This is a genomic window from Stenotrophomonas sp. YJH_SMC_122, assembly GCF_059369535.1.
In genome coordinates, this window is record NZ_JCAFST010000001.1 from 497,142 (window position 1) to 519,345 (window position 22,204).

General features: G+C 66.7%; 19 protein-coding genes. 8 read left to right on the plus strand and 11 right to left on the minus strand.

Annotation, left to right across the window (positions count from 1 at the left end):
- Nucleotides 1–158 precede the first annotated feature (158 nt).
- From AC5P66_RS02300 to AC5P66_RS02310, 3 genes are all read left to right on the plus strand, one after another.
- On the plus strand, nt 159–860 hold the full coding sequence (locus tag AC5P66_RS02300; protein ID WP_005408797.1) for an FKBP-type peptidyl-prolyl cis-trans isomerase: 702 nt from the start codon (nt 159–161) through the stop codon (nt 858–860).
- Nucleotides 861–1,077: 217 nt separating this feature from the next.
- Nucleotides 1,078–1,881 (plus strand): CoA pyrophosphatase, encoded by an 804-nt coding sequence (locus AC5P66_RS02305; RefSeq protein WP_049439050.1) that lies wholly within the window; start codon nt 1,078–1,080, stop codon nt 1,879–1,881.
- Complete coding sequence (locus tag AC5P66_RS02310; protein ID WP_495216065.1) at nt 1,878–2,780, plus strand: sulfurtransferase; 903 nt, start codon at nt 1,878–1,880, stop codon at nt 2,778–2,780. Before AC5P66_RS02305 ends, AC5P66_RS02310 begins: the two co-directional genes overlap by 4 nt.
- Nucleotides 2,781–3,140: 360 nt before the next feature.
- On the opposite strand, the gene AC5P66_RS02315 is transcribed toward AC5P66_RS02310, so the two are convergent.
- The gene (locus AC5P66_RS02315; protein WP_049416357.1) at nt 3,141–3,707 is read right to left on the minus strand and encodes an N-acetylmuramoyl-L-alanine amidase; all 567 of its coding nucleotides are present in this window, start codon (nt 3,705–3,707) and stop codon (nt 3,141–3,143) included.
- A 72-nt stretch (nt 3,708–3,779) separates the two neighbouring features.
- Here AC5P66_RS02315 and AC5P66_RS02320 point away from each other — a divergent pair, with 72 nt between their 5' ends.
- Both AC5P66_RS02320 and rlmKL read left to right on the plus strand, forming a co-directional pair.
- Nucleotides 3,780–4,307 carry an alpha/beta hydrolase gene (locus AC5P66_RS02320; protein ID WP_049416354.1) on the plus strand — a complete coding sequence of 176 codons (528 nt, stop codon included), beginning with the start codon at nt 3,780–3,782 and terminating at the stop codon, nt 4,305–4,307.
- A gap of 145 nt (nt 4,308–4,452) precedes the next feature.
- Nucleotides 4,453–6,591, plus strand: a complete 2,139-nt coding sequence (rlmKL, locus tag AC5P66_RS02325; protein ID WP_262257376.1) for a bifunctional 23S rRNA (guanine(2069)-N(7))-methyltransferase RlmK/23S rRNA (guanine(2445)-N(2))-methyltransferase RlmL — start codon at nt 4,453–4,455, stop codon at nt 6,589–6,591.
- Nucleotides 6,592–6,729: 138 nt separating this feature from the next.
- Here rlmKL and AC5P66_RS02330 read toward each other — a convergent pair whose 3' ends face one another.
- The 6 genes from AC5P66_RS02330 to aptA form a co-directional block, all read right to left on the minus strand.
- A complete protein-coding gene (locus AC5P66_RS02330; protein WP_049416349.1) occupies nt 6,730–7,059 on the minus strand; it encodes a DUF3325 domain-containing protein in 330 nt (109 codons plus the stop codon).
- Nucleotides 7,056–8,693 carry a PepSY-associated TM helix domain-containing protein gene (locus tag AC5P66_RS02335; RefSeq protein ID WP_049437939.1) on the minus strand — a complete coding sequence of 546 codons (1,638 nt, stop codon included), beginning with the start codon at nt 8,691–8,693 and terminating at the stop codon, nt 7,056–7,058. Before AC5P66_RS02335 ends, AC5P66_RS02330 begins: the two co-directional genes overlap by 4 nt.
- A complete protein-coding gene (locus AC5P66_RS02340) occupies nt 8,690–9,004 on the minus strand; it encodes a DUF3649 domain-containing protein (RefSeq protein ID WP_049416344.1) in 315 nt (104 codons plus the stop codon). The genes AC5P66_RS02335 and AC5P66_RS02340 overlap by 4 nt, the downstream gene beginning before the upstream one ends.
- Before the next feature lie 244 nt (nt 9,005–9,248).
- Nucleotides 9,249–10,535, minus strand: a complete 1,287-nt coding sequence (locus tag AC5P66_RS02345) for a DUF445 domain-containing protein (protein WP_495216066.1) — start codon at nt 10,533–10,535, stop codon at nt 9,249–9,251.
- A gap of 119 nt (nt 10,536–10,654) precedes the next feature.
- Nucleotides 10,655–11,533, minus strand: a complete 879-nt coding sequence (locus AC5P66_RS02350; protein WP_049437941.1) for a plasmid replication/partition related protein — start codon at nt 11,531–11,533, stop codon at nt 10,655–10,657.
- A gap of 63 nt (nt 11,534–11,596) precedes the next feature.
- Nucleotides 11,597–12,949: an omega-aminotransferase AptA gene (aptA, locus tag AC5P66_RS02355; protein ID WP_049437944.1), complete on the minus strand. Its 1,353-nt coding sequence runs from the start codon at nt 12,947–12,949 to the stop codon at nt 11,597–11,599.
- A gap of 104 nt (nt 12,950–13,053) precedes the next feature.
- Here aptA and AC5P66_RS02360 point away from each other — a divergent pair, with 104 nt between their 5' ends.
- Nucleotides 13,054–14,550, plus strand: coding sequence for an aldehyde dehydrogenase (locus AC5P66_RS02360; protein WP_111190733.1), 1,497 nt, complete (start codon nt 13,054–13,056; stop codon nt 14,548–14,550).
- Between the two features lie 199 nt (nt 14,551–14,749).
- The gene (locus AC5P66_RS02365; RefSeq protein WP_049416327.1) at nt 14,750–16,051 is read left to right on the plus strand and encodes an MFS transporter; all 1,302 of its coding nucleotides are present in this window, start codon (nt 14,750–14,752) and stop codon (nt 16,049–16,051) included.
- Here the strand turns inward: AC5P66_RS02365 and AC5P66_RS02370 are convergent.
- Both AC5P66_RS02370 and AC5P66_RS02375 read right to left on the minus strand, forming a co-directional pair.
- Nucleotides 16,032–16,493, minus strand: a complete 462-nt coding sequence (locus tag AC5P66_RS02370) for a bacteriohemerythrin (RefSeq protein ID WP_049416324.1) — start codon at nt 16,491–16,493, stop codon at nt 16,032–16,034. The two genes, AC5P66_RS02365 and AC5P66_RS02370, sit on opposite strands and share 20 nt — an antisense overlap.
- Nucleotides 16,494–16,578: 85 nt before the next feature.
- A complete protein-coding gene (locus AC5P66_RS02375) occupies nt 16,579–17,922 on the minus strand; it encodes a diguanylate cyclase (RefSeq protein ID WP_049416322.1) in 1,344 nt (447 codons plus the stop codon).
- Nucleotides 17,923–18,277: 355 nt separating this feature from the next.
- On the opposite strand from AC5P66_RS02375, the gene AC5P66_RS02380 reads away from it, so the two are divergent.
- On the plus strand, nt 18,278–18,703 hold the full coding sequence (locus AC5P66_RS02380) for a hypothetical protein (RefSeq protein WP_240458977.1): 426 nt from the start codon (nt 18,278–18,280) through the stop codon (nt 18,701–18,703).
- Nucleotides 18,704–18,815: 112 nt separating this feature from the next.
- Here AC5P66_RS02380 and AC5P66_RS02385 read toward each other — a convergent pair whose 3' ends face one another.
- Both AC5P66_RS02385 and AC5P66_RS02390 read right to left on the minus strand, forming a co-directional pair.
- Nucleotides 18,816–20,396: an MASE1 domain-containing protein gene (locus AC5P66_RS02385; RefSeq protein ID WP_053091789.1), complete on the minus strand. Its 1,581-nt coding sequence runs from the start codon at nt 20,394–20,396 to the stop codon at nt 18,816–18,818.
- A 190-nt stretch (nt 20,397–20,586) separates the two neighbouring features.
- Nucleotides 20,587–22,191 carry an MASE1 domain-containing protein gene (locus AC5P66_RS02390; protein WP_495216067.1) on the minus strand — a complete coding sequence of 535 codons (1,605 nt, stop codon included), beginning with the start codon at nt 22,189–22,191 and terminating at the stop codon, nt 20,587–20,589.
- Nucleotides 22,192–22,204 lie beyond the last annotated feature (13 nt).

The window sequence follows — 22,204 nt, forward strand, 5'->3', positions numbered from 1 at the left end:
CCTGGAACGTTAAAAAAAAGTGATATTGAACTCTGCAAACGCAGACGGGTCATAGCCTGCATCGTGAGTAGCGGTTACACGTTGCGCCCGTTATCCTAACCCGTCGCCTCAGGGCGGCGCAGAACGTCCCTGAGTTACCACCCCTGGAGAACTGTTTGATGAAGTTGCGTTCTATCGCGGTCGCCGTCGCGGCCCTGGCCCTGACGGGCAATGCCTTCGCCCAGGACGTCTCGTCCGAAAAGGGCAAGCTGAGCTACTACTTCGGTTACGACTACGGCAACAACCTGGCGGAGCTGACCGGTCGTGGTGAGCAGCTGGACATCAACTCGGTGGTGAAAGGCCTGCAGGATGCCTACGCCAAGAAGCAGCCGGCGATCACCGCCGAGCAGCTGAAGCCGGCCGTTGAAGCGTTCCAGAAGCGCGAGCAGGGCCGTGCCCAGGCCGCCAAGGCCGAGTACGAAAAGGCGGCTGCCGAAAACAAGACCAAGAGCGACCAGTTCATCGCGGCGAACAAGGCCAAGGCCGGCGTGCAGTCCCTGCCGAGCGGCGTCCAGTACCGCGTGATCGAAGCCGGCAAGGGTGCCAAGCCGACCCAGGCCAGCACTGTGCAGCTGGAAGTGGCCGGTCCGTTCCCGTACGGCCAGCGCCCGACCGAAGCCCGCCCGGCCCAGCAGATCCCGTCGATCAAGGTCAGCGAAGTCGAAATGAAGGCCATGCGCGAGACCCTGCTGCAGATGCCGGCAGGCTCGAAGTGGGAAGTCACCCTGCCGCCGGACCAGGCCTACGGTGCCGATCCGCGCACCCCGTTCCCGCCGAACGTGGCTGTGCAGTTCGAGATCAAGCTGGTCAGCGTCAAGTAAATCGAAGCAGCAAACCAAACGCGCCGGTGACCCCACCGGCGCGTTTTTGTTTGCGCAGTGCCTGACGGTAGAGTCGACTGTCAGTCGACTGCTCTTGGGTCACATCGAGGAAACGCCCACGCTGCGCGCGCGAGTCGACTGACAGTCGACTCTACCGTCCGACCGGCCCACCCGCGCAAATTCAGCCCGTTCGCGCTACTGTTGGCGGGTGCAAACAATGGAAGAAACGGCGCGTGTTGTCGCAAGTCCCTGCATCGGAGTGTGCACGCTGGATCCGGACCGGCAATGCGCCGGCTGCGGGCGGCATATCGATGAGATCGCGCGGTGGTCGTCGATGAGCAACGAGGAACGCAGCCGCATCCTGCATCGCGTGCAGCCCCTGCGCGAACAACTGCAGCACTCCCTGCGCGGCTCGCTGGCCGACCACGAACGACTGATGCGCGCGCTGCACCCCTTGGCCCAACCACCTGCCGGCGACGGCTGGAACCGCAGTGAACTGGTCGATCTGCTGCCACCCGGGCCTCCGGTGGAGGCTGCGGTGCTGGCCGGCATCGTTCCGCGCGCCAACGGTGCACAGGTGATCCTCACCCGTCGCACCGAAACACTGCGCACCCATGGTGGCCAGGTCGGATTCCCCGGCGGCCGCACCGAACCCGATGACCGCGACGCGCTGGCGGCCGCGCTGCGCGAGAGCCAGGAAGAAATCGCATTGGCGCCCGGCCAGGTGCAGGCGCTGGGCTATCTCGATCCCTTCGTCACCATCACCGGCTACCGCGTCACGCCGGTGGTGGCGGTGGTCGATCCGGAGTTCGTGCCGGTGCCGCAGCCCAGCGAAGTGGCCGAAGTGTTCGAGGTGCCGCTGGACTACCTGATGGCCCCTGACAGCCTGCGCCAGGTCGAAATCAATCATCGCGGCCGCGTCCGCCACGTTCTTGAGTATGGCTGGCCCGGTCAGCGCATCTGGGGCGCGACCGCGGCCATCCTCTACAACCTGCGTCGCCGCCTGGAGCAAGTGCAATGAACCCGATCAAGCAGCCGTGGACCACCCTGATCGATGTCGACACCCTGGCCGCTGCACTGGGCGACGGCGTACGCGTGGTCGACGCGCGTGCCACCGCCAGTACCGCCGTGCGCGTGGTCGATGCGCGTGCCTCGCTGGCCGACCCGCAGGCGGGCAGCGGCCAGTACCTGGCAGGTCATATCCCGGGTGCGGTGCATGCCGATCTGAATCGTGACCTGTCCGATCTGTCGCGCGTCGGCCATGGTCGCCATCCGCTGCCGGACAGCGATGCCTTCGCCGCGAAGCTCGGCCAGTGGGGTATCAGCCCCGACACCCAGGTGGTGGTCTACGATGGCAGCGACGGCAGCATGGCCGCCTCGCGCCTGTGGTGGCTGCTGCGCCTGATCGGGCACACCCGGGTGGCCGTACTCGACGGCGGCATTGCCGCCTGGCAGGCCGCAGGTCATCCCTTGGCAGCCGGGCAGGGCATGGTCGCGTCGCTGTCGGCCTACCCGGGCCGTTTCGACACCACCCAGATCGCCAACGCCGATGAAATCACCGCGCGGCTGAAGCATGCGCCGGGCTGGCTGGTCGACGCGCGCGCGGGGGAACGCTTCCGTGGTGAAGTGGAGCCGCTGGACCCGGTGGCCGGGCATGTGCCGGGCGCGGTCAACCGCCCGTTTGCGTTGAACGTCGCCGACGGCCGGCTGCGCGATGCACAGGAACTGCGGGTCGAGCTGCAGGGCGTGATCGGCAACCGTGATCCGCAGCAGGTGGTGCTGATGTGCGGTTCCGGCGTGACCGCCTGCCACCTGCTGCTGGCGATGGAAAGCGCAGGCCTGAGCGGCGCACGCATCTACGCCGATTCCTGGAGCGGTTGGGTCAGCGACAGCAGCCGCCCGGTGGCGACCGGCACCTGAGAAGCGCGGGGTCGGATCCGTTTTCCAACGGAAAACTGCTCTGACTCCATCGAGCGTAAATCGTGGGTCAGAGCCCGTTGCGTGGCAACGGGATCCGACCCCGTGCCGACCAAGGTCGGCACCCACCAACTGCAGCGGGAAACTGTCGAAGGCGGGGTGGGTCCGGTTGCGGGGGTGTCCGCGGCATGGATGCCGCGGCCAAGCCCCCATGGACGGGTTCACGGCGTCCCCCGCAACCGGACCCACCCCGCCATCCCACGGAATGCCAGAGTTTGACGTTGACGTTGACGTTGCCGTTGACGTTGACGTTGCCGTTGACGTTGCCGTTGCCTCTGCGGGTGCAGGGCGCAGCCCTGCTGCTTACTCCAACCCCTGCAGCGGCACCTTCGCCAGCACCCGCGCCCACGGGAACAAGGGCCCCGGATCGCGCTTGCGTGCCACCCTCAGCGTCGGATCATCGCTGGCCGGCACCTGCTCCAGATCCAGCTGGTCGTGCCCTGCGATCCGCCGCAAGGACGGATAGCGCACCGCCAGCGCCAGCAGCAGCCGCTCCAGCGCTTCCAGCTGTGGCTCGGTGTACGCCTCGTCCATCGCCTGGTGGCGGCTGTCGAACCAGTCCGGATAGCGCCCGCGGTTGACCAGCTCGATGCCCAGCGTATGCGCGTTCATGCCGCGCACGTGATGGGCCACGCGTTCCGGCGCCACGTACTGCACTACGCTGCCATCGCGGTCGATGTAGAAGTGCCCGCTGTTGCCGGCGCCGCTGTCGTACAGCACGCGCTCGCCGTACTCGCGGGCCATCGCCAGATCGGGCAGCTCGGTGCAGTGGATCACCACCATTTCCAGCGAGGCGGGATCCCGCAGCGGCAGTCGGTCGTGATAGGGCAGGGGCTGCAGCTGCAGGCCGGGCAGGAGCGGGTTGGGCATCCGGCGATGCTAGCATTGCGGCATGAACCTGCCTTCCTTTTCCTCGTCGGCCCGCGCCCACGGAGCACGCGCATGAGCCGCGGCCACTGCATCCTCTCCCATGGCTTCGAGAGCGGCCCGGAGGCGACCAAGGTCACCGCGCTGGCCGAGGTGGCGCAACGCCTGGGCTGGACCCACGAGCGCCCCGACTACACCGACCTGGACGCGATGAGCGAGGTCAGCCGGGTGGGCGACGTGCCGACCCGCCTGCGCCGTCTGGTTGAACGCGCCGCCATCGCTGCCCGTCAGGGGCCGGTGGTGCTGGCCGGCTCCAGCCTGGGCGCCTACATCTCCGCCATCGCCTCGCTGCAGGTGCCGGTCGCCGGCCTGTTCCTGATGGTGCCGCCGACCACCATGGGCCCGATGCCGGCGCTGGACGCCGCTGCGGTGCCGACCACGGTGGTGCAGGCCTGGCATGACGATGTAGTGCCGGCTGCCGGCGTGATTGCCTGGGCGCAGGCGCGTTCGGCGCAGTTGCTGCTGGTTGACGATGGCCACCGCCTGGAGCGCCACGTGGACGCTTCCGCGCAGGCCTTCGAGCGCCTGCTGCGGCAACTGTGAAGCCGGGGCGCACGGCGCGCCCGCCCGCATTGACTACAATGGCAGGCCCGCCGCCCCCGGCGCGGGCCTGCCGGCCGTGCCTACGGCCCTCCTTTCCGACCGGCCCGGCCCCTGTGCCGCGCCCGACCACCTGCGAACCGATCCCGTGAAATTCTTCGTCTCCTGCGCCAAGGGCCTGGAATACCTGCTTGCCGATGAACTGTCGGCCCTGGGCCTTGGCAAGGCCACCGCCACCATTGCCGGCGTCAACGCCGAGGGCGAACTGGCGCAGGCGCTGCGGATCGTGATGTGGTCGCGCCTGGCCAGCCGGGTGCTGTGGCCGATCGACGAGTTCGACTGCCCGGACGAGCAGGCCCTGTATGACGGCGTGCGTGCACTGCCGTGGCACGAGCACATCTCGCCGGAGATGACCCTGGCGGTGGATGCGCACGTGTCCGGCGACAAGATCACCCATGCACGCTTTGCCGCGCAGCGGATCAAGGATGCGATCGTCGACCGCATGCGCGACGAAGGCCTGGAGCGGCCCTCGGTCAACACCGATCTGCCCGACGTGCGCGTCAACCTCTCGCTGCGCAAGGGCCGCGCCTCGCTGTCGATCGACCTCGGCGGTGGCCCGCTGCATCGCCGTGGCTGGCGCGGTGCCGCCCACGAGGCGCCGCTCAAGGAAAACCTGGCCGCCGCGCTGCTGCTGCGCGCGCAATGGCCGCGCCTGCATGCCGCCGGCGGTGGCCTGCTGGACCCGATGTGTGGCAGCGGCACGCTGCTGATCGAAGGCGCACTCATGGCCGCCGACGTTGCCCCCGGCCTGATGCGGCATGGCAGCCTGCCGCCGAGCCGTTGGCTGGGCTTCGACAAGGCGGCCTGGAAGTCCATCCAGAGCGAAGCACGTGAGCGCGAAGCGGCCGGCCTGGCCGCGCTGAAGCCGGTCATCCACGGCAGCGACATCGACCCGGCCGCGATCCAGGCGGCCCGCGAGAATGCCGAGGTCGCCGGCGTCGCCCACGCGATCCGTTTCACCCGCGCCGATGTCGCCGACCTGGACGCGCCGGAACAGGAGATCGGTGCGGTGGTCTGCAACCCACCGTACGACGAGCGCCTGGCCGCCGATCCGGCGTTGTACCGCGCACTGGGCAATGCCTTGCAGAAGGCGGTGCCGCAGTGGCGCGCCAGCCTGCTGTGTGGCAATGACGAACTGGCCTTCGCTACCGGCCTGCGCGCCAGCAAGAAGTACCAGATGTTCAACGGTGCGCTGGAATGCGCGCTGATCGTCTGCGATCCGATCGCTGTGCCGGGCCGTGATCCGGCACAGCCCCGCGAGCTGAGCGAAGGCGCGCAGATGGTGGCCAACCGCCTGCGCAAGAACCTGAAGAAGTTCAAGAGCTGGCGTGCCCGCGAGGACATCACCTGCTTCCGCGCCTACGACGCCGACCTGCCGGAGTACGCGGCGGCCATCGACGTCTACGAGGAAGAGGGTGGCAGGCGGCGTACCTTTCTGCATGTGCAGGAATATGCGGCACCGGCAGCGATTCCGGAGAACGACGTGCGCCGCCGCCGCAATGAGCTGCTGGCCGCCGCGCGCGAAGTATTCGGCGTGCCGCCGGAGCAGGTGTCGATGAAATCGCGCGAGCGCGGCAAGGGCGGCAGCAAGTACGGCCGCTTCGAGCAGCGCGACGAGTTCATCGTGGTGCGCGAGAACAACGCGCTGCTGCAGGTGAACCTGTTCGATTACCTGGATACCGGCCTGTTCCTTGACCACCGCCCGCTGCGCCGGATGATGGCCGAGCAGGTGCGTGGCAAGCGTTTCCTGAACCTGTTCTGCTACACCGGCGTGGCCAGCGTGCAGGCCGCCGTGGCGGGTGCCGCCAGCACCACCAGCGTCGACCTGTCGGCTACCTACCTGCAGTGGTGCTACGACAACCTGGCGCTGAACGGGCAGGGGGGCAACCAGCACCTGCTGGTCCAGGCCGACGCGATGGCCTGGCTGGAAGGCGACCGTGGACAGTACGACGTGATCTTCTGTGACCCGCCGACCTTCTCCAACTCCGCACGCGCCGATGACTTCGATGTGCAGCGCGAACAACTGAAGCTGCTGCGTGCGGCGGTCGCGCGGCTGGCACCGGGTGGCGTGCTGTACTTCTCCAACAACTTCCGCCGCTTCAAGCTGGAAGAGAACGCCATCGCCGAGTTCGCCCAGTGCCGCGAGATCACTGCACGCACGATTGGTCCGGACTTCGAGCGCAACGCGCGCATCCACCGCGCATGGGAACTGAAGCGGTTGGGGTAAGCCCGGTAGTGCCGGCCGCTGGCCGGCAACTGCGTCAGAACCGTGGAAGGTCCGCGGGATGCCGGCCAGCGGCCGGCACTACCGCATTGGGCCTGTAGATCCACGCCATGCGTTGATGCCGCCGTCCCCGTCCTGCGGCTACAGCAATTCCAGCACCAACCCCAGCACCGGCAGCGCGATCGCCAGCGGCGCAATCCACGTTGGACGATACGGATACAACCCGAACGACAGCGCCACGCCGGCCAGGGTCATTGCCCCCAGCCACAGCACCGGGCCCATCGCCCAGCCGTGGTCGGCCACGCACAGTGCGAACGCCGCCGTCAGCAGCGCCCAGCCCAGCACCCGCCACTGCATCCGCCGTGCGGGTGCGGCCGCGGCCTTGCCATGCAAGTCGTGCTGGTGCCTTTCCATCGACAGCGACAGCGCGGTGAACGCAGAGAACGACAGTGCCAGTGCCAGCAGCATCATGCGCTGGCCTCCGCTTCGGCCGCTTCTGCAGTGTTCACCGATGCCTTCGGCGCAGCCGCAGCGGCCGCACGCTTCTTCTTCTCGGCCGCACTCAGCGGTGGCGTCCAGCGCTGCATGCGCCAGCCGCACAGCGCCAGCATTGCACCGAACGCGATCATCGACAGATCGACGCCGGCCAGTACCCAGTCACCGCTGCGCAGTGTGATGCCCAGATGCGCGTGCGTGGTCAGCGCATTGACCACCGGCACCAGTGCGAACGCGGCCGCACCCAGGTACAGCTGCCACGCCCACATCATCCGCTTCGGCCAGATGAAGGCGGCCAGCAGCGCGCCGCCCCAGGCGTAGAAGAACACGTTGGCCTCGGCACTGGAGCGCTCGGCGATCTGCAGCGGCAGCAGGCGGTTGCCCCAGAAGTACGCCGCGAAGGCGATCGGCAGGCCGGCCACGGTGCCGATGTTCAACGCATCGACCAGGCGCAGGCCGAAGCCGGTACGCCCGTTCTTGGCATGCTTGGGACGCTCCTTCACCGCCCACAGCACCACGCCGCTGGCGACCATCAGGCAGCCGACCAGGCCGGACAGGAAGAACAGTGCGCGCAGGCCCCAGTCGGCGAAGCGCGCCAGGTGCAGGCCATACAGCACGCCACGGGTGGCGGTGGCGCCGCCGGACGGCGGCGTCTCTTCCAGCAGCGCACCGCTGACCATGTTGTAGCGCAGCGCCGGGGTGTCGGTGGACAAACGCCTGCCGTCGCGCTGGCGGATGTCGATCACCGCATTGGCTGCGCCCGGGTTGGACACGGTGAAGCCGGCCACTTCCACGCCGTGCCAGTGTGCACGCGCGCTGTCCAGCAGCTGTGCGATCGGCAGCGGCGTGGCGCGGCCTTGGGCCGGCGCAGTCACTTCCGGCATGCCGCCGAAGGCTTCGCTGAAGAACTTGTCCTCGTCCTGCGGGTAGGCGACTTTCACCCCCCACGGCAGGTACATGATCATCAGAGTGACGATGCCGGTGTAGGTGATCATCGCGTGGTACGGCAGGGCCATCACCGCGCTGACGTTGTGGAAATCCAGCCAGGACCGCAGGCCCTTGTCCTTGCGGAAGGTGAAGAAGTCCTTGAAGATTTTCTTGTGGGTGATGACGCCGGTGATGATCGCCACCAGCATGAACATCGCGCAGAACCCGACCAGGTAGCGCGCCCAGTACACCGGGATGTAGTGCAGGTCGAAGTGCAGGCGGTAGAAGAAGTCGCCGCCACGGGTCTCGCGCGCCTTCAATGCCTGGCCGGTGTTCGGGTCGAGCGTGGCGTCGCCGAAGCCACCGCGACGGCCACGACTGGGGTCGGCCAGTTCCGGCGGCAGCCGCCAGAACATCTGCATGGCCGGGTTGCGCGGCTGCGGCAGGGTGACGAACCAGTTCTCGGCGTGGCTCGCATTGGCCTGCAGGTAGGCCACCGCGCGCTGCGCGGCCACGTCGATGCTGACGTTGCTGGACGGCAGCTCCGGGCGCATCCAGCGACTGATTTCCTCCCGATAGTAGCTGGCGGTGCCGGCCATGAAGATCAGCAGCAGCAACCAGCCGACCAGCAGGCCAGTCCAGGTATGCAGCCAGGCCATCGACTGGCGGAATCCGTTCTTCATGCCCAGGCTCCCAACAGGCGCGCGACCGCCGCCATCAGCAGGGCGGGGGCGAGGATGCCGACCCAGGCGCGCAGCGCGCTGCGGGTGGCAAAGGCCCACAGCGCCGCGCAGGCAGCCACCAGAATGGCCAGCAGCATGCCGGTCAGCACGGTCTGGCCGCGCGCGCCGGGCAATGCCACCGCGCAGAACACGCTGGTCATCGAGGCCAGCGCATAGCCGCCGAAAATCGCGGCCAAAGAGCGCGACAGCACGCCCCAGCGCGGGTTGGAGAACAAGGTGCGGGGGCTGGCGGGTGTGGGCGAGCGGTCCACGGCGTTCCTGCAGGTAGGAGAAGGGATGGAACGCGTCCGCGGCCCCCTTGCGCCCTGCGCATGTCGCCCAGCGTGTCCCATCGACGAAGCACTGCCCGCGCAGACGGGCAGCCCAGAGGTCGGGGAAGTACGCGGGCGATGGGCGCGTCTTCGTGCCCGTTTGGCTAAGCGTACAACCGATCAGTAAATGATATGTATTCGCATTTTATGAATCAAGCGTGCTGATCGTGGGCATTGGCCGGAGCTAGAACCTGGACACCACGGTTGCCGCATGCAGCAGCAGGCCGATCAACCCGCCCACCAGGGTGCCATTGAAGCGGATGAACTGCAGGTCGCGACCCACGCTCAGTTCCAGTTGCTCGACCAGGTGCCGCTCGTCCCAGCCCTTCACGGTCTGCGCGATATGCGTGGTCACGCCCTCGCGCAGGCGCCCGGTCAGGCGCTGCGCACCTTCCAGCAGGTGCTGGTTGAGGGCCTCGCGCAGGGCCGGGTCGGCCTGCAGGCTGCTGCCCAGCGACGCCAGGCTGCGCTGCAGGTGGCCGACCAGCGCCGAGTCCTCGCGTTGCAGGTCGGCGCGCAGGCTGGCATGGATGCGCGCCCACAGCCCCTGCACGTAGTCCTGCAGGGCGGGGTGGTCGATCATGTCCTGCTTGAGCTGTTCGATGCGCTCGGCCAGTGCCGGGTCTTCGCGCAGGCACTGCACGTAGTTCTGCAGCCAGGTCTCATAGTCCTGGCGCAGCGGATGCTGCGGCTCGGCCAGCACCTGTTGCAGTTCTTCCAGTACCGCCCGCGCCAGGCGTTCGGCCAGGCTGTCGCCGATCTCGTCGATCGGCTTGACCCAGTTCACCGTGCTCGACAGCGTCGGCCATTCGCGCTGGATGTAGCGCACGATCAGCTGCGAGGCGCGCTCCTTCACCTCCGGCTGCTCCAGCCAGCGTCCCAGGCGCTGCAGGCCCTCGTCCAGCACGCGCTGGTGGCGTCCATCGGCGGTCAGCAGGGCCAGCAGTTCACCGGCGGTGGCAGCGGCATTCCACTGCCGCAGCTGCTGCACCACGAAGGCATGCAGTTGCCGCCGCACCGCGGTTTCGTCGAAGAAATCCAGTGCCTGCAGCGCCCAGCCGCGGGCCATGTCGGCCAGCATCCGCGAGCGTGCCGGGTCGGCCAGCCAGCTACCGAGGCGGCTGGCCGGATCGAACACCTGCAGCTTGGCCAGCAGCACACCCGGTTCCAGGAACTGGTCGCGCACGAACAGCGCCAGGCTGTCGCCGATGCGCTCCTTGCTGCGCGGAATGATCGCGGTGTGCGGAATCGGCAGGCCCATTGGCCGCCGGAACAGCGCAACGACCGCGAACCAGTCGGCCAGCGCGCCGACCGCAGCAGCCTCGCAGAAAGCCGAAACCCAGGCCCAGATGCCGCGTTCGCCGTGCCAATGGCTGATCGCGAAACCGGCCAGCATCAACAGCAGCAGGCCCAGTGCGAGGGCTTTCAGGCGCCGCAGCTGGGCGCGGCGCGGATCGTGGGCAGGCGTCATGCCGGAAGTCTAACCGGCACGGCATGAGCATCTGGTAGTGCCGGCCGCTGGCCGGCATCCGCAACGCTCGCGGAAGGTTCATGGGGGTGCCGGCCAGCGGCCGCGCACTACCCGCTGGTTCAGAGTGCTTCCAGCTGCTTGCGCAGCGCGGCCAGCTGCGCGCGCAGGGTGTCGTTCTCGCGGGTCAACGCGACCACGCGGCGGCGCAGTGCCGGGGCATCCTCGCCCAGCTGTTCCAGTGCCAACAGCACTTCGGCGTCGCGGCTGGCGATCTCGTCCTCGCCGGGCTCCTCGAAGTCCATCTCGGCCGCGTCCGGCTTCGGTGCGCGCGGCTTGCGCTTGGATTCGCGCACGCGCTTGGCCGCCTGCTTCAGCTCGTCCTTGCCACCGGCGGCGGCGGCCCGCTGCTCCTCTTCGGGCAGGTCGGCCACGGCCGCAGCGGCGCTGATCGAGATCACGCCGGCCTTCACCGCCTCCACCACTTCGGGTGCAGCCTGGGCGTGGATGCGCTCGATCATGCCGACCTGGCTGGTACTCAGCTTGGCCTCGCGGGCCAGCTCGGCGCGGCTGAGCTTCGGTGCCGGCTCCCACGGCGGGCTGTCCTCGCCCGCCTCATCGGCAATCTCGGCGATACCGTCGCTTTCGCGCTGCAGCTGCGCCTGCTCGACCTGCTTGCGGGCGGCCAGGATGTCGCGCTTGCGCAGTGCCAGCACACCACGCTGGAAGTCGGACACGCTGCGGCGGCCCAGATGCTGCTCGATCATCCACAGGTGCACGTCTTCCATGCTCTGGAAGCGCGTGTTCTGCACGGTGTTGAAGGGCAGGCCATGCTTCTGGCAGATGCCGAAACGGTTGTGGCCGTCTACCAGCACATTACCCCACAGCACCAGCGCATCGCGGCAGCCTTCGGCCAGGATGCTGCGCTCCAGCGCGTCATGTTCGTCCGCAGTCAGCGGGTCGATGTAGGCCTTGAGTTCTTCTTTGACGACGATATCCATGGGCACGGCAACGAGCAGGAGCGGAACCGCCCATTGTACCCGCTCGCCACCGCCGGCCCGGGCTCAGGCGGTGACCCGGATCATCTCGCCCAGGGTGCCGGTGATCTGGTCGATCTGGGCCTTGTCCACGATCAGCGGCGGCGACAGCGCGATGATGTCACCGGTGCAGCGCACCAGCAGTTGGCCGTCGTGGAAGCAGCGCCGGAACACCTCGTAGCCGCGGCTGCCGGGCATGTCCCGGCGTGGCGCCAGCTCGACCGCACCGACCAGCCCGAAGTTGCGGATGTCGATCACATTGGGCAGGCCCTGCAACGCGTGCAGCCGTTCCTGCCAGTACTCGCCCAGTTCGATGGCGCGCTCGAACAGGCGCTCTTCGGCGTAGACGTCCAGTGTTGCCAGCGCTGCGGCGCAGGCCAGCGGGTGCCCCGAGTAGGTATAGCCGTGGAACAGCTCGATGGCCTGCGGCGGGGCCTGCATCAGCGTGGCATGCACGGCGTCGCTGGCCAGCACGCCGCCCAGCGGCACCGCGCCGTTGCTGACCGCCTTGGCGAAGGTCAGCAGGTCCGGGGTGACCCCGAAGCGCTGCGCGGCGAAGGGCATGCCGACCCGGCCGAAACCGGTGATGACCTCATCGAACACCAGCAGGATCCCGTGGTGGTCGCACAACTCGCGCAGGCGCTGCAGGTATCCGGGCGCGGGCAGGATCACCCCGGCGGAGCCGGCGATGGGCTCGACGAAGACGGCGGCAATCGTCGAGGCGTCATGCAGCGCGATCAGCCGTTCCAGGTCGTCGGCCAGCTCCGCGCCCTGGCGCGGCAGGCCCTTGCTGAACGCGTTGCGCTGCAGGTCCAGGGTGTGGCGCAGATAGTCCACGCCGCCCAGCTGCAGGCCGAACGCCCTGCGGTTGTTGGGCAGACCGCCCAGGGCCATGCCACCGAAACCGACGCCGTGATAGGCCTTCTCGCGGCTGATGAAGCGCGTGCGCTGGCCCTCGCCACGCTGGCGGTGGTAAGCCAGCACGATCTTCATCGCGGTATCCACCGCCTCCGAGCCGGAGCTGGTGAAGAACACATGGTTGAGCGGGGCCGGAGCCAGTGCGGCCAGCCGCTGTGCCAGCGCGAAGGCCGGCGGCGAGCCCATCTGGAATGCCGGCGAGTAGTCGAGCGTGCGCGCCTGCCCGGCGATGGCCTCGACGATGCGCGGGCGGGCATGGCCGGCGTTGCAGCACCACAGGCCCGCGGTACCGTCAAGGATCGGGCGGCCATCGATGTCTTCGTAGTGCATGCCTTCGGCGCGGACCAGCATGCGTGGTGCCGCCTTGTACTGGCGGTTGGCGGTGAATGGCATCCAGTAAGCGTCCAGTGACTCGGGGCGCTGTGTGGCCAGGTCGTGCAGGTCGCTTCCGGGACGCTTCATGCCAGCTCCGTCGGGTCCGATGCGACGAATGTAGCGCAGCCACGTCACGGCGGAGTCGCGGTGACCCCGGTATAACCAAGGCTCGTTGAATGCTGGAGCTTCCCATGGCCGATTTCCCCGACCGCAGCCATTGGCAGGCGCTGGCCCTCCAGCTGTCGATGCCGGGGCAGGCCTTCATCGATGGCCGCTATGTCGATGCCGCCAGCGGCGCCCGTTTCGACTGCGTCAGCCCGATCGACGGTCGCGTACTGGGCGCGGTCGCCGACTGCGACGCGCAGGACGTGGAGCGCGCGGTAATGGCCGCGCGGCGCAGCTTCGAGGCCGGCCACTGGTCGCAGGCCAGCCCGGCCCAGCGAAAGCGCGTACTGTTGGCGCTGGCGGCACTGGTGGAAACGCATGCCGACGAGCTGGCCCTGCTGGAAACCCTGGATATGGGCAAGCCGGTGCGTGATGCGCGCCGCATCGACCTGCCAGGCGCGGTGCGCTGCCTGCGCTGGACCGCCGAGGCCGTCGACAAGCTGTACGGCGAGATCGCGCCGACCGGCCCGCACGAACTGGGACTGGTCACGCGCGAGGCCGCCGGGGTCGTGGCCGCGATCGTTCCGTGGAACTTTCCGCTGCTGATGGCCTGCTGGAAGATCGCGCCTGCATTGGCCATGGGCAACTCGGTGGTGCTCAAGCCGTCCGAGCGCTCGCCCTTGAGTGCGTTGCGGCTGGCGGCGCTGGCCGCCGAAGCGGGCCTGCCAGAGGGCGTGCTGAACGTGCTGCCGGGGCACGGTGCGCGCGTCGGTGAGCCGTTGGCCCTGCACATGGATGTGGACGTGCTCGCCTTCACCGGCTCCACAGCCACGGGCGCGAAGCTGCTGCAGTGTTCAGGGCGATCCAACCTGAAGCGGGTCTGGCTGGAGTGTGGCGGCAAGAGCCCGCATGTGGTGTTCGCCGACGCCCCTGATCTGGACGCCGCTGCGAAGGCGGTGGCACAGGGCATCTTCTTCAACCAGGGCGAGGTCTGTACCGCAGGTTCGCGGCTTCTGGTACAGCGTTCGATCCGCGAGGATTTCGTGCATCAGGTGGTTGCCTATGGCCAGCACATGCACCCCCGCCATCCATTGGACCCCGATGCGCCGATGGGCGCGTTGGTGGATGCCGCGCACCTGGACAAGGTGATGGACGATATCGCGCGCGCCGAAGGCGAGGGCGCCCGGTTGCTGCTGGGTGGGCGGCGCGCCGAAGTGGAAGCCGGCGGCAGCTACGTGCAACCCACCGTGTTCGACCAGGTGCGCCCGGAGCAGGCCTTGGCACGTGAGGAGGTATTCGGGCCGGTGCTGGCCGTGCTCGGCTTCGAAGACGAAGCCGAAGCGGTGCGCCTGGCCAATGACAGCCGCTACGGCCTGGCCGCCGGCCTGTGGACGCGGGACCTGGGGCGAGCCCACCGCGTCGCGCGCCAGCTGCGCGCCGGCAGCATCTGGGTGAACGGCTGGGATGGCGGCGACATGACCGCTCCGTTCGGTGGCTACAAGCAGTCCGGCAACGGGCGCGACAAATCGCTGCATGCGTTCGACAAGTACAGCGAGATCAAGGCCACCTGGATACAGCTGTAACGGCGCCGGGCCTTGCGCCCACCTGTAGAGCCGAGCCGATGCTCGGCTGCATTTCGTGGAATGTGGCCGAGCAGGGGCGAGAACCTGCAGAACAATGGCGCCTGCCCCCTCGTTGGCATCGGTGTCGGCTGAAACCATCGTCCCGTGCGGCCACCGGCCCGTGGCAGAATCGGGCGATCCGCCGTTACCTGTGTTGCCGATGTCGACGATCACCGCTGCCGCGCCGCCCGTGAATTCCCCCCGTCGTGTCCTGCTGGCCAGCCTGATCGGTACCACGATCGAGTTCTTCGACTTCTACATCTACGCCACGGCCGCGGTGCTGGTGTTCCCGCACCTGTTCTTCCCGGACAGCAGCGAACAGGCAGCCCTGCTGCAGTCGCTGGCAACCTTTGCGGTGGCCTTCATCGCACGCCCGGTTGGCTCGGCAGTGTTCGGTCATTTCGGCGATCGCATCGGCCGCAAAGCCACCCTGGTGGCTGCGCTGCTGACCATGGGGCTGTCCACGGTACTGATCGGCCTGCTGCCGACGCACGCACAGATCGGGCTGTGGGCGCCGGCGCTGCTGGCGCTGTGCCGCTTCGGCCAGGGCCTGGGGCTGGGCGGCGAGTGGGGCGGGGCAGTGCTGCTGGCCACGGAAAACGCACCGCCGGGCAAGCGTGCCTGGTACGGCATGTTCCCGCAGCTGGGTGCACCGCTCGGCTTCCTGCTGTCGGCTGGCATCTTCCTGGTGCTTGGCCGCTGCCTGAGCCAGGCCGACTTCCTGCAGTGGGGCTGGCGCATTCCGTTCGTGGCCAGCGCGCTGCTGGTCGGCCTCGGCCTGTGGGTGCGGTTGAACATCCACGAAACCCCCGACTTCAAGCAGGCGCTGGAGCGCAAGGCGCCGGTGCGGCTTCCGATGTGGACGGTGCTGCGTGACCACCCGGTGCCGATGCTGCTGGGTACCCTGGGTGCGTTCGCCACCTTCGTGCTGTTCTACCTGATGACAGTGTTCAGTCTGGGCCATGGCACCGCGGTGCTGGGTTACAGCCGCGAGCAGTTCCTGCTGATGCAGATGGCCGGCATGCTGTTCTTCGCGCTGGGCATCCCGCTGTCGGCGCGCTATGGCGACCGCTGGGGGACGCGCCGTACGATGATCGTGGCCAGCGTGCTGATCATCGGTTTCGGCGTGCTGTTCGCGCCGCTGTTCCAGCCGCACAGCCCGTGGCTGGTCACCGCCTTCCTGTGCCTGGGCCTGTTCCTGATGGGCCTGACCTATGGTCCCTGCGGTACCTTCCTGGCCGAGATCTACCCGGTGGAGGTGCGCTACACCGGCGCATCGCTGTCATTCAACCTGGCCGGCATTCTGGGTGCGGCACCGGCGCCCTACCTGGCCACCTGGCTGGCCGAGCGCTTCGGCCTGGTCGCGGTCGGCTACTACCTGTGCCTGACCGCGGTGGCGACGCTGTGCGCGCTGGTGGCACTGCACCGGCGCGCGCTGCGGTTCAGCCAAAGAAGCGCTTGAGCGTACGCCCCAGCCAACCGCCACCCTGGTGCTCGCGGGTGAACTGGTTCAGGTGCGCCTTGACCTGTTCGGCATAGGCCTGGTCATCGCCGCGGATGTGGTTGAACAACCAGCGCGAGAGCATGGTGCGCAGTTCGTCGCTGATGTCCTCGCCGGCCTGGAAGCGCAACCGGTACTCGGCCACGCGCTTGATGAAGATCTCATGCACGCGCTTGTGTGCCGCACAGAACGGGTAGCCCGCCTCCTCCATCAGCTCTTCCTCGAACGCGAAGTGCGACATGGTGTAGTCGACGACTTCGTCGATCACTTCACCCACCGCTGCACGCTGCAGGCTGGTCTGCGCCACGTGCAGGTGGTTGAGCATCTCGATGATGCGGCGGTGTTGTTGATCGATCACATCGATGCCGATGTTCAGATCGTCCTGCCAGACCAGTAGTGCCATCCCCGGCTCCCCTTCATGCGTATGTCGGGGCCGACTGTAGAGCTGCCGTGCGGGAACGGCGTTGATCTGGATCAAAGCGAGCCGGTCAGGTCAGCGCAGGCTCGCGTGGACGCAGCGGGCTGGCCACCGTGGTGCAGCTGACCCGATTGCGGCCACCGGCCTTGGCCAGGTACAGCTGGCGGTCGGCCTCGGAGATCAGCCGGTGCAGCGCATCGCGCTGCGGGCGCAGGCAGCACAGGCCGATGCTGACCGTCATGCGCAGGGTAGCGGTGCCGATGTCCACCTCCAGTGCGGCGATGCGCTGGCGCAGCTCCTCGAAGTACAGCAGCGCCTCGTCCTGTTCCATGTCCGGCACCAGCAGGCAGAACTCCTCGCCGCCGAAGCGCGCGATCAGGTCGTGGCTGCGTGCATGCGCGGTCACCGCGCCGGCCACCGCGCGCAGCGCGTCGTCGCCTGCTTCATGGCCATGGGTGTCGTTGATGTGCTTGAAGTGGTCGATGTCGATCATCGCCACCGCCACGCATTGGCCGTGCAGCTGCAGCTGCGGCAGCTGACGCTGGCTCTGCTCCAGGAAGAAGCGGCGGTTGGGCAGGCCGGTAAGGAAGTCGCGGGTGGCCAGGTCCTGCAGGGTGCCGATCAGTTCCAGCTGGTCCACGTTCTGCGAGACGCGGCAGAAGAACTCCTCGCGCGAGAACGGCTTGCGCAGGAAATCGTTGGCGCCGTTCTTCAGGAAGCGCGGGATCAATGAGGCGTCGGTATTGCCGGAGATGCCGATCACCGCCACCTTGTCGCGCGAGCGCAGGGTGCGCAGGCGACGGGTGAATTCCACACCCTGCATGCCGGGCATTTCCTGGTCGACCACTGCCAGGCGGATCGCCGGATGCGCCTCGATGGCAGCCAGGCCCTCGTTGCCGTCGGCGGCTTCGTGCACCTCATGCCCATACATGCGCAGCAGGGCGGCGGCATAGCCACGCGCGGACGGCGAATCGTCCACCACCAGCGCGGCGATGCGTCGGTTGCGTTCCAGCCGCTGCACCAGCCACACCAGGTAGTCGATGCTGCCCGGGGTATTCTTCAGCACGTAGTCGATGATCTGTTGCTGCAGTACGCGCTTGCGCAGGTCCTCGTCGTAAACGCCGCTGACCACCACCGTCGGCAGGTCGCGCTTGAGGAAGAATTCGACCACTGCATCGCGGTCGCCGTCGGCCAGCACCAGTCCGGTCAGCACCAGGAACCAGCCCCCGCCTTCGCTGAGCAGCCGGTCGGCCTCGGCCAGGGTGGAGGCGATCACCACCGGCAGTTCCAGGCGCTGCTCGATGGCTTCGCGCAGCATGCCGGTGAACGCACGGGAGTTTTCGACCAGCAGGATCCGCTGCGGCAGCGGATCGGCCAGGTCGCCATCGACGGCGGCCTGCGGCAGCACGGGCATGATGCGGTGGCTCACGAGGGAGGGGCTCGGCACGGATAGCGGCGGTTTCGGGTGTAACTTTAGCGGAGCCTTTGGTTGCGGACAGATCTGCCCTGCACGGTCCTGGTGGGGGTACCGGGCATCCCTGGGAGACACGGTCAGGTCTGGAAGCAATTCCCTTCATGGCGCTTGCAGTGCGGCGTGGTTATGCTGGGTTGCGCCATCCCTACTGGTGTCTTGGGCACGACTGCGCCGAACGAAGGGTCCCTTCAAGCGAGGTCGAGAGCCATCCAGTCGCCGGGTGGCGAAACGGAATTGCCTGGAGTTGTCTTTCCAACCATCCATGGGGGTGAGCGTGAGATTTTCTGAATTGCGAGTGTTGCTGCCTGCCGCTGTCCTGCTTTCCATGTCCGCTTTCAGCGCATCGGCGTGTTGCCCGAGTGGAGACAACGGAATCCATATGGCTCAGAGCGGTCTGGGGGAGGCTCTGCCGGCAGCCACGAATCTGAGTTCGAACCCAAACTGGCTTGTTTATGGATTTGAACGCGATGGGATCAGTTACTACCAGGTGAACGATCTCTCGGGACAGGTCGTCCTTATCGTGGGAAATGTCGATGCGACGTTCTGGACGCTTCCAGCGGGCAACAGCGCTGCAAAGGTATCTTTGCCTTCGCATCGACTGCGTCTGCCCGAAAAGAGCGTCCGACGCGTGGTGTTCCAGAGCGCCCAGTTCTCGTTGGTTGTCTATGGAGAAGGCGCGAGCGCTGTATGGGCCGTCGAATCCGTGGATGCTCCAGGCTGAGGACACTCTTCGCGGCCGCCACGACGGGGCACATCGACGAAGCAGGAGCCGGGGCGCCGGCTCCTGCGATGATCTGATCGTCCGGGCCTTGCGTTCTGGTGGCTGGCGACAGTCAGGCGATGTCCACTCGGCTTGTCCAGGCAGCTTGCATGCTGCTTTGCGCGTTGCTGGTCGCTGTTTCCAGAAGCAGCACACGCACGCGGTTCCGTTCGCAGTGCACTTTTCCCCCATAGGCTTGTGCACGCGAACTCAGGCGTTCAATAGCCAACCTTGTGGTGTCGACGAGCAGCTCGCGATCACGGTCCAGTAGCGCAATCCTGAGCAGAATTCCTTGTTGCCCTTTCAGTCGCCCGCAACGGGCATGTATCTGGATCTGTCCTTGTTCCTGTTTGAGCAGCAATGAAACGGCCTCGGTGAGCGTACGGTAGGCCGCCAGTTGCAAAGCAATGCTCAATCTGCAGGGATCCCCGGTCAGGATGGGAGATGTGACCCTGTGTGTCTGATCCCAGCTTTCGCGAATGCCGCTGACCTGCAGGGCCAGGTAGAGCCCGACGTGCTCGACTTCGGTCGGATATACCATGCTGGTCAATTCGCGGAACTGGCGGGAATGCGCGGTGGACGTGAGAAGCAGATCCAGCGCCGGCGAGTGATGGCCGTGTGTCTTCAACAAGTCGACCGTCTTGTTCAAGGAAACTTCAATGCCATCCGCAATTCTCCTGAGATCCAGGGCGCGCTCCCGCAGATCCATCTCGCTCGCCATATGAGCCGACCTTGATAGCCGAGCGGTCTGGTGTCCGTCTGCGTCTCTACGTCCCCGCTGATGATAGTGCCGGGTGATCCGGGAACCGAGTGCCAGCAACCCCGTTCCTGCAATGGCAATCAGCTGCTGCGTTGTGAACGTTCTCTCATCGTATGAGCCAAGGAGGCCGGATGTAGGAGTGACCACCGCAATGAGAATATTCAACAGGGGAACACCAATGGCCGCTCCCTGCCAGCCATGGATGCATGTCAACACGATCACGGGCAGTGCCATGGTCAACTGCAGACTCGTTTTGCTCGCATCCGACAGGCCGGGGGCCATTGCGGTAACCAGGCCGAGCCCCAGCATCACTGCAAGAGCAGCGAGTGTGGGAGGGGAGCGCCAGAGCCTCCATTCGTACATTGCGTGGCGTCTGCTCCAGAGAACTGCGAGCGGTGCGACGGTCAGAATGGCAATGTAGTCACCGAGGGCGAAGCGCACAGCCCTTGTCGCAATCGGCACGCTTGAAGGGCTCTCTGAAAGCAGGTGAGACAGCCCAAGCTTCAAGGCAGTGGCAATCACGGCGGCTGAAACTGCGACTGAAAGCAGCCATCCATCTGCCTTTGCAGTCATGAATTTTCGATGCGCATACACAACCAGCGCTACGGCTGGCAGCAGGAACGCCGAACCCAGGATTACCCACGCAAGTCCATACTCATCTATCAGCGGGTAGCGCAGTTGTGCGAAGAACGCGTATTCGCCAATGAGCAGGTAGGGCCAGAGGCGGGGTGGGCACACAAGCAAAGCCGCTACGCGAATGCCGGCAGGCAGGTAAAACTGGTCCAAAGAGACCCGCCAGGCGGCCCAACAGGCGATCGCGTACATCGCGGCAATCGCCAGCCCCAAGGGCCGTACGCGGAACGTCAGCTCAATTCCCCTTTTCCACCAGTTCAACCCAAGCCTCCATTGCTCGTGACATGGCGGCGGCCCCATTGCTTGCTTGAACTCGCCATCGGGTGACAGTATCGATAGAAGCACGGGGGCGCAATCATTCGGTGGCGCGCGGTCCTGGAGAGGAAAGCGGGGGGGCGCCGAACAGAGATCACTTTTGAGTAGTGATCTGCATCTCGTTTCCTTGGGGGAGTCAGGTCGCGGTCCGTGGGGCGCCTGGATCGATGGAGCGCATACTTCCCCCCAGGGCTGGGTTGGCCTCCGCCTGGCGGGAATCTCCCTGTGCTTCCGTCAACACGATCCTGAGCCTGTTGCCCGTGATGTCCATGTGGCCGCCATGCACCAGGATTCGGCCCAGCAAATGCTCATTTGCTTGTTCCAAGGTCCGGGTTCCCAATGATTCGTTTCGGCCCACGAGGGCAATGCAGATGAATACGCCGGGCTTATGGATGAAGTTTCCGCAGCGGATACTGACAGAAATCTGTCCGGATTCGCTTTTCAGAAGCAGTGATACCGCGTCAACCACGAGTCGATAGGCCGCAAGCTGCAGGCCGACGCCGAGCAGGCAGGGATCACCCATCAACCTGGGCCGCCCGATCCGATGGGTGGCGTCCCAAGCCTCGCGCACTCCACCTGCCTGCAGTGCCACATACAAGCCCAGTCGTTCCAGTGCGGCGGGATAGATCATGCTGGCCTGGGCCCTGAACAGGCGCGAATGCACCTCCGAGGTATGCCGCAGGCTGTCGGCCACGGCGTGATGACCCTGGGCGTGCAGCCAATTCACCATCTCGTTCAGAGACAGGTCCATGCCATCGCCCAGTTGGCGCAGATGCGCCGCCCGTTCGCGCAATTCCATCTCGCTGGCCAGGTGCGAGTTGCGGGCAAGCTGCAGGGCCGCCCGGCCATCTTCCTCGCGTAACCGGTGCTGGTTCTGGAAGTGGGTGATGCGCGCACCCAGCAGCAACAGGGCGACGCTGGCGATGGCCATGGCCTGCTGGGTGGCGAAGGTTGCGGCATCGAACGCGTCTGGGCGATCGGCCGGTGTGCTCATGCCCAGGATCATGTTCACGGCGGCAACACCAATGGCTGCTCCACGCCACCCCAGCAGGCAGGTCAGGGCGATTGCTGGAATCGGCAGGATAAGCAGCAGCTGCAGCGAGCCCGGGCTGGTGATCGATGCAGGTACTGGCGTCGCCTGCAGGCCGATGACCAGCATGGCTCCGAGTGCACCTGTCACGGCCGCAACGGACCGGGCCGTCCATTGTTCCTCGGCGCGGCGGATCCACAGCAGTGCCAGCGGTGCCAGGATAAGGATGCCGGTGAAATCGCCCAGCGCGTAGCGCAGCACTTGGGTGAGAAATGGCGTTTCCCGCAACGGTGGCCAAAGCAGGGAGGAGATGCCCAGGTTGAGCAGGCTGATCGCCGCAGCCGCGCAGACCGCGATGGAAATTACACCCACGACGGTGGTGCGTGCGAGCAGTTTCCGGTGCAGCCGCACGATCAGCATCACGGTTGGCATCAGGAAGACCGATGCGCAGATCACCCAGGTCAGGCCGTACTTGCCCAGCAGGGGGATGCGCAGATGCGCGAAGTAGGCGTACTCACCGATCAGCAGATAGGGCCAGAGACGGGGCGGGCACAGTAGAAGGGCAGCCACCCGCACACCGGCGGGCAGGAAGAACTGGTCCAGGGACAGCTTGCGCGCCGCCCAGCAGGCGAGCGCATAGACGAACGCCAGCGCCAGCCCTTCGGGGCTTACCCGGATCCTCACCAGCAGGCCGTCCTTCCACCACTGCATCCACGTGCTCCCC